Here is a 15530-nt window from a genome sequence, read left to right as displayed (position 1 = left end):
CGCGGAGTGGCTGGCGGAACATGGCGGCTAATCTAATCGCGGCCGACGCTTCCCCGTCCACCGCGGGTTGATTCCAAGGTTGCCGGCAAGAGCGCGTCGCGGCCGAGGCTCAAGCGACACGCTTAGTCCTTTGTACTGATGCATGTCATTCACCCAAAAGCCAGATTACTTTTGGGGCGGCATGCATCAATGGGCCTTATGTTTGATCTCAGCGCGGGATGCGATGTGAACCGACTTTGTCAAGCCTCGAGCCAGCATTGCGAGAAGGCGTAGCCATTCATCAGTGACTCGATCCGCCCGACGTACCCGCCGACCTTGTCGGAGATTGCGTCAATGGCCTGGTAGAACAGTGGCACGATCGTCCCTCCTTCATCGCGAACGATGACGGCCATCTCACGGTACAAATTCCTGCGCTTGTCCTGATCCAGTTCGCCCAGCGCTTCGGTGAGCAGCTTGTCGAATTTCTCATTGTGGAAGTGGGTGTCGTTCCAGGGCGCCGTCGACCGATAGGCTGTCGAGTACATCATGCCCTGCGTCGCGCGCGGGCCCCAATTGGAGGCGCTGAAGGGCTGCTTGTTCCAGACATCCGACCAGTAGCCATCTCCCGGCTCGCGCTTGACGTCGATTGCGATGCCGGCCTTGGCCGCGCTTTGCTGGAAGAGTTGCGCAGCGTCGACGGCGCCCGGGAAAGCAACCTCGGAGGTCCTGAGCTGGATCGGTCCGCTGTGGCCCGATTTCTCATAATGGAACTTGGCTTTGTCCGGATCGAAGGTCCGCTGTTCAATGCCCTCGGGAAAGAGCGGTTGGGACGCATTTATCGGAAAGTCGTTTCCGACCGTACCATAACCGCGCAGGATCTTGTCGACCATCTCCTGACGATCCACCGCCAGCTTGAGCGCCATCCTGAGATCGTTGTTATCGAAAGGCGCCGTGTCGCAGAACATGTTGAAAACATATTGGCCAGAAGCCGACACCGTTTCGATCTTCAGGTTGGGGACGCGCTTAATGAAGTCGACGACCTTGGTCTCGACCCTGTTGATCATGTGCACTTGTCCAGCCTGCAGCGCGGAAACGCGGGCTGTGGTGTCATTGATTACGACGATTTCGATCTGGTCGGCGAAGCCCATTTTGTCGGACTGCCAAAAATTCGCGAAGCGATCGCCACCATGGCGCACGCCTGGCTGGTTGGCCGCTACTTTATAGGGACCTGCGCCGATGCCTTCGGCAGGGTTGTCCTTGCCGCCATTGGGCTGAATGACGAGATGATAGTCTACCATGAGGTAAGGGAACTCGGCGTTCGGTTCCTTGAGGGTGACGACGACGTCGCGGCCATCGGCTTTGAGGCTCTGGATCCCCGATAAGATGCCCTGTGCGCCCGACTCAGAATCTTTATCGGAATGGCGTGCCAGCGTCGCCACAACGTCCTGAGCTGTCACAGTCTTTCCGTTGTGGAATTCGACGCCCTGGCGGATCTTGAAGGTCCACACTTTGGCGTCTTTGGATGAGCCGATCTCCTCGGCAATGCGATTCTCCAGTCCTCCATCCGCCTTCAGCGCCACAAGATACTCGCCCCAGCATTTGACGAAGAAGGACATCACCTCAATTGCTTTCGCCGGGTCGATGCTGTCCGTTGCCGCGCCGCCTCCGAGGCCGGCTTTCAGAATGCCGCCCCTTTTCGGCGTCTGCGCCATAGTGGCGCCGGCAAGAAGGGAATTGGCGAAGGCAGCACTGACGCCGAGCGCCGTCGCACGGCCGAGAAATTCACGTCGGCTCAACCTGCCCGCCGCGAAGCGGCGGTTTAGATAGTCGAGTTCCTGGGACAATTTATGCTCCTCCGTGTTTTCGTTTCCCTCGTGGCCGACAGCATGGCTACTGCTCGACGGTATCACCGAGCATGGAGCCACTTGCGAGATTCCAATGCCCTTGACGCAGGTACTTGGCGTTTTGCTCCCGCCCTACGCAGAATAGCCTCCCTGTGAGAGGGCAGAGTGCCGATCGAGCTCTGTCTCTATGGAAGAAAGCTCCGACCGTGGTTGCTTCAAGAACTAAGGGCGGCGAGGGCTGCTGGTCGGGAAACCTATAACGGTCGCGCATCAAAGGTTTGGCATTCTACGGCTTACCGCAGTGGCCATGTCTTCAGTCTGCGGCGAGAGCTGACATGAGAACGCTTAAATCCGATAACTGGTCCATCTGCGTGATCGTCGCCAGCGCGCGGGCGGTGTTGGCGGGACTCAGCACGGATCTTGCGCAGTCCTTGAATTTGGACACGAACTCATCTTCCGCCATAGGGTTCTCCGGATGGCCCCGCATGTATTGCACCGTTTTATCGATCACCCGCCCGTCCTCAAGCGAGATTTCAACCCGGGCGGCAGCGCAGAAGCTTCTCGGGTTGGGGCTGGTCAATTCGGGATCGAAGTCGAGCCTGGAAATGTTGATCAGCCGCTGGATGACTGGATCATCGACCACTTCCTGGGAAAATTCGACAAGAGATACACGCCCCTTCGCCAGCGCGACCGCGGAACAAAACTCCATACTGAACTTGCCCTGCATAGGTGTTTGAGGAGCATGGTACGCCAGGTCACCACCCACTCCCGGAGCAAGCACACATCGAATGGACCTTACGTGTTCAGGTTGGATGTTATGGCGATTGCGTAGTTCGATAACAGCGTCGATGGCCGAATGGGTATCGAGGCAGGATGGATACTTTTTAAAGACAATACCTGGCTCTCGGATATCAAACGGATTGCCGAGCAGCGAAGCGACGTCGGTGGAACGCCCGCCCTGCAATATGTAAGTGTTGAGGAAACCGTTTGTGCCTTCAAGCGCATTGGAACTTGCCGTGGCTCCTGCTGCAGCTAAAAGCGCGGCCTCCAGGCCGTCCCTCGCTGCAAAACCGCAATGCATCGGCTTTGCCATCGAGCCGATATTCGCACGTATACCGGCGACACGGGAGGCGGCAATGCCGATGGCGGTAGATGTATGTTCTGCGTCGAGTCCGAGTATCTGCGCGGCTCCGGCGGCAGCGCCAAACACCCCGAGCGCTGCGGTCGCGTGCCAACCGGACTGATAAAGCTCGTAACCAGCAACGCGGCCGAGCTTTGTCATCACTTCAATGGCAGCGGCGTAGGCGAGAAGGACATCTCTGCCCGAACTATCTGTCAATTCACCAGCCGCCAAGATCGCCGGAAGTGCGGGCGCTGTTGGGTGCCCGCACATCGGGTCGCTTACGTCGTCGAAATCGCAGGCGTGTGCCATCACGCCGTTGGCGAGCGCCGCGCCGAGCGCGGTGCTGTGGACGGAATGGGCAAGAACTGTTGCTTTTTTATCCTCACCGGCTTCGGGCACTATGGTGTCGAGCACCATTCGGGTTACCGGCTCCCTTGCACCCGCAATCACGCAGGCCAAGCAGTCCATGATCCCGAATTTCAGAGTTGTAATATCGGTTGGCGAGAGGGCGCCAAATTCCAGCCCGCTGACAAACCTTCCTATCGCCATAGACAGAGAGGCAGCACCGTTAACATCCGAGTTCATAAGGATCGCCTATTTCGGTATCAGTTCGTCTCAGTGATGGTTTTGCCCGGGAACTACCTGCCGCCCACTAACAGCTCGAATAGCGGTGCCAACGTGGGTTGTTTATCGAGGTGTTCGATGAAGTCACCGATCGACTCGAGTTGTTTCTCGGAAAACGGCACCATGGACATTTCGGCACAAGCTTTTAATTTCCGCACACCATCAGCGAGCGAAGCTGGATTTTCCGGGTGTCCGAATGCCTTGTCGACTCGGATGAAATGTTCCGCTCCGCCTTTTAGCCTCACTTTGACCGTCACCGGCGAATTGGAATAGAGGCCGTGCGTGCGCTCGATCTCCGGATCAACTTCAATTTTAGTGAGCGCCATGATCCGGCGAACGGCCTGATCCCCAAGCGCATCAGGAAGGAAATCGCGAATTATAACTTCGCCGCGCTGGGCCGCGACAGCAGTGGCGTAAGGCAGGCTGAAACGCGCGACGACCGGATCCTTCGGATCCCATTTTTGATCGCGTGGCTGGACCACAAAATCCTCAGCGAGACGATTCAATCCGAGCTCGATGGACGCAATATCCTCGCCAGCGAATTTGTGCCTCTGCCGCAATTGAAGAAGTCCGTCGATCGCAGGATGTACGCATTTACAGGCCGGCCACGGCTTGAAACTAATGGACGCGTTCACATACTCATTGCCGAGTTTGTCCATGAGCAGATTGAGATCGTAGGCGGGTTCGAAAGCCTTGTAGAAGCCATACCTCCCAAAGAACGGATCCCGCGGTCCGTTGAAGCCGACCATCGCTGACAATGCTGACTCCAGTCCAGCACGTGCCCGCAGCCCCTGCTGCAGCGAGACTGTGTGAGCAGCCTCTTCGTACATCTGCAATTCTCCAGCAGCGTGCGCGTAAGCGATTCCGAACGCATTTCGGGTTTTTTCTTCGTCAAGCCTCAGCAACTTGGCACTGACTGCAGTTGCACCCCAGACCGCGACCATATTGTCGCGTCCTGTTTCTATAGCGTTGGTCGTGACGCTGCGTGCAAGGCGCACGTGCAAATCGATGGCGGTTGCGACTGCGCAGAGCAATTCGCTTCCGGTAATGGAAGGGTCACGTTCGGCGAGTGCCAGCGCCGGCGGCACGTCATAGGCGCTTGCGTGGCAGCCGTTGATACAGAGCTCATATGTCTCATCAAAATCAAGGGCTCTGGCCGTCGTCGCATTGACCAGGGCCGCCAGGCTGGCGGGGAGCTTCTCTCCGGAAATCCAAACCGTACATTCTGGCTTGCCGCCCGACAACGCAGCCAAATCGCGAGAGTAGCGGGCTATGGGATCACTCGATCCGCCGATGGCGCACGCGATCGTGTCAAGGATTGAAAGCTTTGCACGTTCTGTCGCTTGCTCAGGTATCGCCTCCAGATTGGAATTGAGAACATGCCTAATGAGTTGCGTTGTAGCGTCCATTGCCATACCTCCAAGCGATCTGGATCGAGAGCCCTAGCGCGAGCCATCGATCGGCTGCCTCGACCCTGGCAGATGAGAGACTGATCCATCCCCACAACAAAGCCGAAGCTATCAGCGCTGTTTAGATGTAGGACCGATAAGGACGCGCTTTGCATAAATCATGCCGGTTTCGAGCAGGAAAGCTGCGTTTTTCTACCGTGTCGCGCGCAAACCGGATTACTGAGGTGCAGAAGATTGCCGAACGCCAGCGAACACCGGGCTTTTCGTTCCAAGGTACGCCTAGTGCTGGCCCAAGAAGATACGCGACCTTGCTGCAGGGGCATGGCCAAAGCGCAGCGTTCATCCAATGATTTCGTCCGGCTGCCCCGCCATTTGCGAGTGCTCAGCGTTTGCATGTTTGTTCTGAGCACCCGCGGTTCAAGGAGGATCAATAGGGACGTCTCACAGCCGCGAATGCGTGGTGGTGGGCACCGGGCAAGATCATGCTGATGCAGCTCTCAAGCAGGCGGCGCCAGAGCTGATCCGTAGCGGAGCCATCCGATCGCAGGGCATCGCCCCGGACGATGTTCGCAGGTGGGGCACTGATCCCGGCGCAGTTCGAAAGCCTACTAGTGTAGCCGACAAAAGCGGAGTCATCGATGCAGCGGCCCACAGGCGAGTTTGCGGTCAGGCCGATGAGGGCGTCGAGATAAGACGCAGCCGCTTCAAATCGCATACCACCGGACCAACTGCGATGGCTGTCAAGTTGATGCGCTTAAGACCGCAAAGTGCCGGCGTAAAACTGGATGCGAGGGCATACTGCCCTTATTCTTCAATAGGCAGAGCCATTGACGCCTTGATCCGATCCATTACGACCATCGTCTTGACTGCTTTGATATCAGACTCATGAAAAAATCGGCGGGTAAATGCCTCATACTCGGCCATGTCTTGGACAGAGATCAAGAGAACGAAATCGGCTTCACCCGTCACATAGTACGCACTCATGATCTCAGGCGTGCGCCGCACCGCCTGCTTGAACCGATCGATGATGTCTACCCGCTCACGCTCGAGACTGATCGACGCCAACATGAGCATGGGACGACCCACGGCTTGTGGCGAGACTATGGCAACGTCAGCCTCGATCACACCTTCATCACGCAGTCGCTTCAGTCGCCGCTGACAAGCGGTCGCAGAAAGGCCCGCAAGTTCGCCCAGTTCAGCCGTCGTCAGGCGATTGTCGCGCTGCACTGCGTTGAGAAGCTTGCGATCAACTCGATCCAGGTCCATTTCACGATCACTGCAAAAAAGGAGAGATTAGCGCAGAAAAACTGCTTAGCTCACGCGATATTAGCCTGAGTTCCACAAGGATCAAGCCATAAAATGATCCGATCAGCGAAAGGCATTTGCCTCCCGGTGGTGAACCTCTTGTCTTACAAATTCGGCCGAATTGTATGATCGCCCGCAAGGTAGCTCGACGGCTTCTCAATCAAGGCATTTTCGTTGCCACAACTGCAGAAATGGGCGTCCCGAGTAGGTTTTGCGCTCTTTACCCACGAACACGGATCTGATGACGAGCATGACAAGCCATTTTCTTCCTTTGGACGTCCTCCGGCAGGAATTTCCAGCCACCCAAAGCGCCATTTACATGGATGTTGCAAATCAGGGGCTCATATCCAGAGCCACCCGCATGTCCATGGAACAGCACCTTGATAATCGACTAAACGGCTTGAATGACGAAGAAGGAATGATGCAGCTTGTCGAGCGAACACGCTCCAGATTTGCTCAATTTATTGGGGCCGAAAAGGACGAAATCGCTGTTACGAAGAATGCATCGGAAGGCATTAACATAATCGGAAACGCGATTGCTTGGAAGCCCGGAGACAATGTTGTCTTGTGCCGCCAATTGGAGCACGCAAATAACATCCTTCCTTGGCTGCAACTCAGGGACAAGCACGGAGTTGAGCTGCGGATTGTCGAATCTGATAACGGCGCAATCCCGTCCGACGCTATTATCGGTCAAATCGACTCGCGCACCCGTATCGTTACAGTATCGACTGTCACAATGGTGCCAGGCTTCAAGACAGTGATGGAGCCGATAGCCGAGGCTTGCAAGCGTCTTGGCGCCTTTCTTTTGGCCGACGCCTCCCAATCAGTTGGCATCCTCCATACCGATGTCAAACTGCTTGGCGTGGATGGTTTGGTGGCATCATCTTACAAGGGGTTGATGGGCCTCTACGGGTTGGGATTTCTATATTGCCGCCAGGAATGGGCCGATCGTCTAAGCCCTGCCTATCTCGCCCGCTTTAGTGTCGATTTGGGCGACGCGCCAGAGTCGGCTCCAATATTCGATTCGGTAAAATTGCGCGCGGGCGCGCCCCGTTTTGAAATTGGCCATTACAATTTTGCGGGCGTCATAGCGGTCTACGCGTCCATCGGACAGCTGATGGAAGTCGGCACGCCGGCCATTGAACAAAGCGTTACATCGGCTGCAAGGCGACTGGCATCGGGGCTCCTAGATCTCGGACTCCCGGTCTGCGGCGGAGCACCAGGGGATCACACCGGAAGTATCGTTGCTCTTGGAGATCCAGCACCTGGTTCGCGCGAAGCCGACAATCGCATTCAGTCGCTGCACGAGCATTTGATGAAAAACCAGGTGATCGCGTCGGTACGCCGGGGGATGCTGCGCTTTTCGCTTCATCTATACAACACTGCGGACGAAGCCGACCAAGTGGTCGCTTTGGCAAAGAACTGGCTGGCATAGCCGCAAGCTTGCATTCTCAACAGGGGATAGAGTATTCATGTCATCTATCAGCACACAAACGGTAGAGCTTCTCAAACAACTCATAAAAATTGAGAGCATCAACCCTTCAGCGTCGGCAAAGGGAAGCGGTGAACAGAAGGTCGCTGAGTTCCTCGAGGCCTTTTGCCGAGAGCGAAATCTGCCCTTTGAGTATCAGGAGGTCACCGACGGCCGCGCCAACTTCTTCACCTGGGTTCCTGGGCAGGAGCCCGATAGGCGTGTCCTGTTCATATCGCATATGGACACGGTGCCGGTTGACAATTGGGAGGCAGATCCTTTTTCGCCAGACGAGAGGGACGGTCGGATTTATGGGCGAGGAAGTTGTGACGATAAGGGCCCGCTCGCGGCAATGCTCATGGCTCTTAGCACCCTAGGGGAACGTAAGCCACGATGCACGATTGTCTTGGGTGCAAGCGTCGACGAAGAGTACCGGAAGAAAGGAGCGCGAAAAATCGCTCAGTCAGGTGTGTCCTACGAGGCCGCAGTGGTTGGGGAGCCGACTGACTTGGAGCTTGTCGTTGCACATAAGGGCTCGGTCCGCTGGCAGGTTGAAGTGGAGGGGGTACCCGCTCACAGCTCCAAGCCTCATCTTGGGGTGAACGCGATCACAGGAATGGCCAAGGTAATCTTAGCACTCGATAAAATCAATGAGACTCTGTCCAAACGCGTGCACCCGCTGGTAAGCCCCCCGACTCTCACGATTACACTCATCGAAGGGGGTACAGAATTGGCGACGGTTCCGCCATCCTGCCGCGTGTGGATCGACCGGCGGCTTATACCGGGAGAACGACCGGCAGACGCGCTACAGGAGGTAGAGAACATACTGGAAGGCCTGCGCCAGGGTCCCGATAGGATCAAGGTGCACTCGCTGCTACCCGCTCTGGAAGATCCGGCCCCCCCAAGCGCGGAAGCAACAAAAATCGCCGCAGTTGCGGCAAATGCCTGTGCTGAAGTTGCCGGAACGGGCCAGCACCGCGGAGTTCCATATGGGACGGATGCGAGTCAGCTCTCGTTGGGAGGTATTTCCTGCGTTATTCTTGGACCTGGGAGTATTGATCAGGCTCATACTGCCAACGAGTATGTCGAAATTGATCAGCTGACTAAAGCGGTCGAAATCTACCAAAAGATCATGCTTAGCTACTAGGGACCATCGGGCGCACACACAGGAATAGGTCCCGCGATGACGTCGGCTTCGCGGGACTATGTTCCCCCAAGATCGATTTTCAAGCCGTATGAAGCCACTCACCTGATGTCGCTGATGCCGGATGATCATGACTGAGCTCCGATGCGGCAAGAGTCTGGCGCATTGGAACGGATCTAATTGGCTGCGGGGTGCTTCGCACCCAACATCTGCGGCCTCTTGGTCAGATTCAGGCGAAGAGACCGGCTACCTTATTTTCCCGATTGTGATCGTGACCGATGCTTGAGGCAGATAAACTATTCGCCGCAGAGGCCGACGATCATTTTCATGATGAATGCGGCATATTCGGAATCTTCGGCCCTCAGGGTGCGGCCACTGTCGTCACCCTCGGCCTGCATGCCCTGCAGCACCGGGGCCAGGAGGCGGCGGGCATCGTCTCCTATGACGGCACGCAGTTCCACGTCGAACGTCATGTCGGCCTCATCGGCGATACCTTCACCAAGCAGCCGATCCTTGACCGGCTGAAGGGGACGCGCGCCATCGGCCACACCCGCTACGCCACCGCAGGCGGACCCGGGCTGAGCAACGTACAACCCTTCTTCGCCGAGTTGGCCGACGGCGGCTTTGCCATCGCCCATAACGGCAACATCACCAATGCGATGACTCTGCAGCTTGCGCTGCAGAAGCAGGGTTCGATCTTCTCCTCGACCTCAGACACCGAAACGATCCTCCATCTCATCGCAACCAGCAGCGGGAAGGACGTCAATTCGCGGTTCATAGACGCGGTTCGCCAACTGGAGGGCGCGTTCTCACTGGTAGCGCTGTCGTCCAAAAAGATGATCGGCTGCCGCGACGCGCTCGGAATCCGGCCGCTGGTACTGGGCGAGCTTGACGGCGCCTGGATCCTCGCCTCCGAGACCTGCGCGCTCGACATCATCGGTGCGCGCTTTGTTCGAGATATGAAGCCTGGTGAAATGGTCGTCGTCACTGCCAAAGGCGTGGAGAGCTTATTCCCGTTCGAAAAGCAGAAACCGCGGTTCTGCATTTTCGAGTATGTCTATTTCGCTCGCCCGGATTCGTCGGTCGAGGGCCGCAACGTCTATGAAGTGCGTAAGAAGATTGGCGCCGAGCTCTCCATCGAGAATCCGGTCGATGCCGATATCGTAGTGCCTGTACCCGACGGCGGCACGCCGGCCGCGATCGGCTTCGCCCAAGCTGCCGGCCTGCCCTTCGAGCTCGGCATCATCCGCAACCACTATGTTGGCCGCACCTTCATCCAGCCGACCGATTCCATCCGCCACATGGGCGTCAAGCTGAAGCACAATGCCAACCGCCGGATGATCGAGGATAAGCGCATCGTGCTTGTCGACGATTCCGTAGTGCGGGGCACAACCAGCCAGAAGATTGTGCAGTTGCTGCGCGAGGCCGGCGCGAAGGAAGTGCATATGCGCGTCGCCTCGCCGCCGACCCGCTCCTCATGCTTCTACGGCGTCGACACGCCCGAGACGGCGAAACTTTTGGCCTCCCATATGTCGATCGAGGAAATGGCCAAATTTATCCGTGTCGATTCGCTCGGCTTCCTGTCGATCGACGGGCTTTATCGAGCCCTCGGCGAAACGGCCCGCGAGAACAAACAGCCTCAATTCTGCGACGCGTGCTTCACTGCCGAGTATCCGACCCGCCTGCTCGACCAAGAGGCGCGGACAACGTCCGGGACCCGTCGACTTTCGCCGCAGGCGGGCAGTGAATCTGGCTAGTCAATTGGAGCGGCTTCGTGGTCGGTATGAACCCCATGCACTGCCTGCTGCGAAGGTGCAGGGCTGTCAGCCAAAGGGCAAACCTAGCGTGGTAACGTTGAACTCGGCCGGAACCCGCAATGCGGGCCTACTGCGGAAGAGCCCTTCGATCCTCCTTAAGCCCGAAGACCGCACCGCCTCTGAGCGATCCCTGGTCCGTGTATGATCTGCCGCGGCTCGCCGAAAGATGCAGCGTCGGCGTCCGAGCAGCAGCGCCGCTACGCAGATCAGTCGATCAATCTTCGGCCCGCTGTTGTGAAGCCGGTCGCGATCGCGTGGGCTGGGTCAAAAGGTGCGGATCGGCGGCCCGTGCGATGAGCTCCTCCGAAAGGTCCGGCTGCTCGGCCAGGACTTCGCGGATCGTTTTACCGGAGGACAAGACTAGCTTTGCAAGCTCCGCCGCCCGATCATACCCGATCGCGGGCGTCAGTGCTGTTGCCACGGCGGTGCTGGCTTCGAGATGTCTGCGGCAAGTCTCTGCATTGGCGGTAATGCCCACGACACACCTCGTGCGCAGAACATCGACGGCATTGGTCAGGAGCTCAAGCGAGTGCAGTATGTTGTAGGCGATCACCGGCTCCATGACGTTCAGCTGCAGCTGTCCCGCTTCGGAGGCGAGTGTGATCGTGAGATCGTAACCGATGATCTGGAAGGCGACCTGATTGACCACCTCCGGCACTACAGGATTGACCTTTCCGGGCATGATCGAGGAGCCGGGCTGAAGCGCTGGCAAATTGATTTCGTTCAGCCCCCCACGCGGGCCGCTGGAAAGCAGCCGCAGATCGTTGCATATCTTCGAGAGTTTGGTGGCTGTCCGCTTCAGCATTCCCGAGAAGAGCACGAAGGCACCGGTATCCCAGCAGGCTTCGATCAGATTTCCGGCCGGGACGACGGGCAAGTCGGAAATCGCGCGCAACTCGGCGACAGCTGCCGTCTGATAGCCGGGGTTCGTATTGATGCCGGTGCCAATCGCCGTGCCACCGAGGTTGATTTCATGGAAGAAGGCGGAAATCTCACCGAGACGGGCTACATCTTCGCGTAGTGTCGTCGCAAAAGCCTGAAACTCCTGGCCCAGCGTCATCGGAACAGCGTCCTGCAACTGCGTTCGGCCAAGCTTGATCACGTCCGAAAAGGTTTCCGCCTTGGCCTCCAGCTCACCCGCGAGCTGTTCCAAAGCTCGCTGCAATGCCCCCCGTGAAAGAAGGATCGCAAGACGGATCGCCGTCGGATAAACATCGTTTGTCGATTGAGCGAAGTTGACGTCGTTATTGGGATGCAGTTGATCGTATTGTCCGCGTGGCAGTCCCATGATCTCCAGGCCGCGGTTGGCGATGACCTCGTTGATGTTCATGTTGGTCGAGGTGCCTGCGCCGCCCTGAAACACATCGAGTGGGAACTCGGCAAGATGTCTGCCCGCCGCGATTTCTGCACAGACTTGGCAGATGACATCGGCCTTTTGCTTGTCCAGATCTCCAAGCGCCGCGTTCGCGCGTGCCGCTGCCATTTTCACGTAGGCAAGCGACTTGATGAAGTTCGGAAAATGGCTGATCTGGATACCCGAAATCGGGAAGTTAGCGATGCCCCGGGCCGTCTGTGGCCCATAATAGGCATCGACCGGGATGCTTACAGGGCCAAGCGGATCTTTCTCGATGCGCTTTATTTGTGGCGTCACCACGATTACCTCAGTCATTGCGCTGGCGCAGTTGGCTCGGAGGCGCATGTCAATTGGAAGCCTCCAACTCGGAGCTCATCGAAGCCTCGTCATAGGGGCCGCCTCCGCGGCCGAGGAGTCCAATAGGCCACAAGAAAGTGGGCCTCCGGGCTTCGAAGGAGTTGCGGAGCGGATCCGTCCGGGGAACAGAAGAGAACCAGCTCGTTCCGCCTCTATGGTGGCGCACGACCTATTGCTTAGCCCGATCCCCGTTTGGATCGAAAAACGCCCGGAGCGACGCGTCGCATTCGTAGAGTTTGCCGGCGATCTCGATTTCCCATCGACTGTTTTCGATCAAGTCCTTCGTGACACCAGCGGGGTGGTTTACATATCCCATTCCGATTGACGTTCCGATCGTAAAGCTCTTCACGCCGGAGGAAATATATCCGACAATCCCCCCGTCGCAGCGGATAAGCTCTTCATGAAAGAGGACTGGCTTCGGATCGCGAAGCTTGAATGATACCAGTCGTTTTTTAAGAGGCCCGGCATTTTTCTGAGACGTTAACGCCTCTTTTCCTATAAATCCGCCTTCTTTATTCCAGTCCACCGTAAATCCCAACCCCGCTTCAAGCAACGTATCAACTGGCGTTAGATCGAGCTGGTATTCTCGGTAGGCGCGCTCGGACCGCAGATGTTCAAGCGCGTGGTACCCTGCAGCCTTGAGGCCATACGCCTGGCCGGCCTCCCAAACAACATCAAACACGTGCTGTGCCATCTCGGTTGGAATATGAAGCTCCCAACCAAGTTCTCCGACATAAGTTAGCCTGTTGGCTATTACGCGAGCATAACCGATATCGATTTCCTGACTGGTGGCGAACGGGAACGCCGAATTCGCCAGATCTGTGTCGGTTACCTGCGATAGGATCTCGCGCGATCGCGGGCCTTGCAATGAGAGGACCGCGTACCCAGACGTGAGATCAGTGACCGTGACATTCCATTCGTCTGTAATGTGTTTTGTGATCCAGGCCTTATCCCGGGGATGGACGGTCGCTGACGAGATGATTAGGAACTCTGTCTGCGACAAGCGGTTTACAGTGATATCTGTCTCTATCCCGCCCTTTCCATTGAGCATGTGGGTGTATACCAGCTTTCCTACAGGTACATCCACGTTGCCGGCGCAAAGCCACTGAAGGAAACGACAGGCATCGCGACCCTGAACCAAGTGCTTGCCGAAAGAGCTTTGGTCCAACAAGATGGCATTGTTACGGGCAGCCTTGCACTCCTGACTGGTATATTTGAACCAACTCGGCTCGTCGTAGGAGTAGACGTTTTTAGTCGATTCCCCCTCCCCCGCGAACCACATGGGACGCTCCCATCCCATTCCTTCGCCAAAGCTAGCTCCAAGCCTCGCCCACCGATCGTGAAGAGCGCTTTTGCGGACACCTCGGGACGTCTCAGGCTGGTAAGCCGGCCAGTGCATCTTATAGTGAAGACCCAACACTTCGGCTGTGCGATCGTGCAAATATCGTTTATTGATCTGGAAGGGATGGAACCGGGCGACATCCACGAAGCTGATGTCCATCTGAGGCTCACCGGCAATGATCCACTCTGCCAGAGCTCGTCCTGCTCCCGCGCCGTATTCAATGCCCTCTGAATTATAACCCGTCGAAACGAAAAGATTTTTCAATCCAGGAACTTCACCAATCATGAAGAGAAGGTCAGGGGTGAAACTTTCAGGACCATTGAAAAACTTGGCAATGCCGCAGTTCGCAAGGTCAGGAACAATCTCTATCGCTTTTGTCATCGGTAGCTCAAAGTGATCCCAGTCTTCAGGAAGCTCGATGTATGCCGTTTCCTTCGGAAGCTTCCCCATCGGCAAAGGTTTTCCCCAAGGCTCGAAGGCACCAACCAGAAGTTTCCCTGTCTCTTCTTTCAGATACACATGCCCGTCGGTGTCGCGTAACACTGGCAAGGTGGGCGTCGCAAAATCCATCGCTTCGGTCACTACGTAAAAGTGCTCTGCCGCGTATATCGGAATTCGCGCACCTAACTTCGACGCAAGTTCTCGTGTCCAAAGCCCACACGCAAGTACGAGAATTTCAGCCTCAACAACTCCCTCATTGGTCCGAACTTGGTAGTGCCCGTCCGCTGTGCGCCAGAGGTCTGTGACTTCTGCGTTTTCGAAAATTTTTACGCCGTTCTTTTTGGCGCCAAGAGCTAACGCCATGCATGTGTCGACAGGATTGGTTTGGCCGTCACCAGGGATAAAGACTGCGCCTTCGATGATTGAGGCGTTGAGCGCCGGATAGAGCTTTTTCGCCTCGCTCGGCGAGATCATGTTGGCCTCAAGGCCAAAACTTTTGGCGATCGAGGCGTTGCGTGCAGTTTCGTATAGGCGTTCCTTGGTTCTGGCTACCCCAAGTGTGCCATTTCGCTTGAATCCCGTAGCTTGGCCAGTCTCGGCCTCCAGCGCGGAGTAAAGTTCAGCATTATATTTTGCGATCTCCGTCAGTGCGTGTGTCCCACGCGTTTGCATGATCAAACCGGCGGCGTGCCAAGTTGTACCGGACGTAAGACTGTTGCGCTCCAAGAGTGCGACGTCCTTCTTACCGTTCCTTGCAAGGTGAAAAGCAACACTTGCTCCCGCGATCCCTCCACCAACTATGAGGATCTCGTGGTGGCGAGTCGGTGTTTCACGAGGACGGAAAGGCGGATTCGTAATCATGTGTATCCTTGTTTGGTTTCACTCGGAACTGGCAGCTGCAAGGTGTTTCGACGAGTTCGGGCCATCTCGAGCTTATGTGGGCCGCTTCCGCGCATTTCCGGCCTATGATCGTGGGTCAGTCACTTTCCAGCAGACTAAGCGGCGGGGCTCGCGTAGATCGCGCTAATTGGGCGCAAAAGCGGTGTCGTTCTGCGTATTCTTCGGCTCGGCGCTGAATTTTTGCGCGGGCGAACGGGAGGCGCTGACGAAGTCAGGGTTGGTCCGATTGCGAACACTTGCAAACCGTGTCCGAGCGCGCAGATGGCAAACTGCGCCATCTCTCAGATAGCGGCCCTTGACCCACGGCTGAGAATGGGTCGGTCGCGCGCCTGCACGAGCTCAGGCGACAGCCGCGTCCTTCGCGACCGCGCCCTTGATAGCACTGTGATTAGCGAGCGCATTGCAGCTGCATCATGTAGG

At 56.9% G+C, this 15530-nt stretch carries 8 protein-coding genes and 1 pseudogene; 3 read left to right on the top strand and 6 right to left on the bottom strand.

Annotated elements, in window-relative coordinates; all coding sequences use genetic code 11:
• Window positions 1-239: 239 nt before the first annotated feature.
• The 4 genes from WDX12_RS15165 to WDX12_RS15150 all read right to left on the bottom strand — a co-directional run bounded on the left by WDX12_RS15165 (window position 240) and on the right by WDX12_RS15150 (window position 6245).
• The gene (locus tag WDX12_RS15165; RefSeq protein WP_434725401.1) at window positions 240-1823 is read right to left on the bottom strand and encodes an ABC transporter substrate-binding protein; all 1584 of its coding nucleotides are present in this window, start codon (window positions 1821-1823) and stop codon (window positions 240-242) included.
• A 313-nt stretch (window positions 1824-2136) separates the two neighbouring features.
• The gene (locus WDX12_RS15160; RefSeq protein WP_434725400.1) at window positions 2137-3531 is read right to left on the bottom strand and encodes an MmgE/PrpD family protein; all 1395 of its coding nucleotides are present in this window, start codon (window positions 3529-3531) and stop codon (window positions 2137-2139) included.
• Window positions 3532-3584: 53 nt separating this feature from the next.
• A complete protein-coding gene (locus WDX12_RS15155; RefSeq protein ID WP_434725399.1) occupies window positions 3585-4979 on the bottom strand; it encodes an MmgE/PrpD family protein in 1395 nt (464 codons plus the stop codon).
• Window positions 4980-5783: 804 nt separating this feature from the next.
• On the bottom strand, window positions 5784-6245 hold the full coding sequence (locus WDX12_RS15150; RefSeq protein WP_434725398.1) for an Lrp/AsnC family transcriptional regulator: 462 nt from the start codon (window positions 6243-6245) through the stop codon (window positions 5784-5786).
• 280 nt (window positions 6246-6525) lie between these two features.
• Between WDX12_RS15150 and WDX12_RS15145 the strand changes: the two genes are divergently transcribed.
• The 3 genes and pseudogenes from WDX12_RS15145 (at window position 6526) to purF (ending at window position 10646) form a co-directional block, all read left to right on the top strand.
• A complete protein-coding gene (locus WDX12_RS15145; RefSeq protein ID WP_434725397.1) occupies window positions 6526-7719 on the top strand; it encodes an aminotransferase class V-fold PLP-dependent enzyme in 1194 nt (397 codons plus the stop codon).
• A 37-nt stretch (window positions 7720-7756) separates the two neighbouring features.
• Window positions 7757-8902, top strand: a complete 1146-nt coding sequence (locus WDX12_RS15140) for a M20 family metallopeptidase (RefSeq protein WP_434725396.1) — start codon at window positions 7757-7759, stop codon at window positions 8900-8902.
• A 275-nt stretch (window positions 8903-9177) separates the two neighbouring features.
• Window positions 9178-10646 (top strand): annotated as a pseudogene (gene purF, locus WDX12_RS15135) (amidophosphoribosyltransferase).
• Window positions 10647-10930: 284 nt separating this feature from the next.
• Here purF and WDX12_RS15130 read toward each other — a convergent pair.
• Together WDX12_RS15130 and WDX12_RS15125 are read right to left on the bottom strand one after the other, a co-directional pair.
• Entirely contained in the window at window positions 10931-12385 is a 1455-nt protein-coding gene (locus tag WDX12_RS15130; protein ID WP_434725395.1) for an aspartate ammonia-lyase, read from the bottom strand.
• A gap of 211 nt (window positions 12386-12596) precedes the next feature.
• Window positions 12597-15071 carry a GcvT family protein gene (locus WDX12_RS15125; protein ID WP_434725394.1) on the bottom strand — a complete coding sequence of 825 codons (2475 nt, stop codon included), beginning with the start codon at window positions 15069-15071 and terminating at the stop codon, window positions 12597-12599.
• Window positions 15072-15530: the final 459 nt, after the last annotated feature.

The organism is Mesorhizobium sp. RIZ17 (assembly GCF_051127865.1).
Taxonomy (GTDB): Bacteria; Pseudomonadota; Alphaproteobacteria; order Rhizobiales; family Rhizobiaceae; genus Mesorhizobium; species Mesorhizobium humile.
Note: the sequence above shows the minus strand (reverse complement) of the source record. Positions and strands in the feature narration are given on the sequence as shown.

Coding starts and splice junctions, on each gene's coding strand:
- WDX12_RS15160 (WP_434725400.1), bottom strand. CDS start 3,531: ATGAACTCGGATGTTAACGGTGCTGCCTCTCTGTCTATGGCGATAGGA.
- WDX12_RS15155 (WP_434725399.1), bottom strand. CDS start 4,979: ATGGACGCTACAACGCAACTCATTAGGCATGTTCTCAATTCCAATCTG.
- WDX12_RS15150 (WP_434725398.1), bottom strand. CDS start 6,245: ATGGACCTGGATCGAGTTGATCGCAAGCTTCTCAACGCAGTGCAGCGC.
- WDX12_RS15145 (WP_434725397.1), top strand. CDS start 6,526: ATGACGAGCATGACAAGCCATTTTCTTCCTTTGGACGTCCTCCGGCAG.
- WDX12_RS15140 (WP_434725396.1), top strand. CDS start 7,757: ATGTCATCTATCAGCACACAAACGGTAGAGCTTCTCAAACAACTCATA.
- WDX12_RS15130 (WP_434725395.1), bottom strand. CDS start 12,385: ATGACTGAGGTAATCGTGGTGACGCCACAAATAAAGCGCATCGAGAAA.
- WDX12_RS15125 (WP_434725394.1), bottom strand. CDS start 15,071: ATGATTACGAATCCGCCTTTCCGTCCTCGTGAAACACCGACTCGCCAC.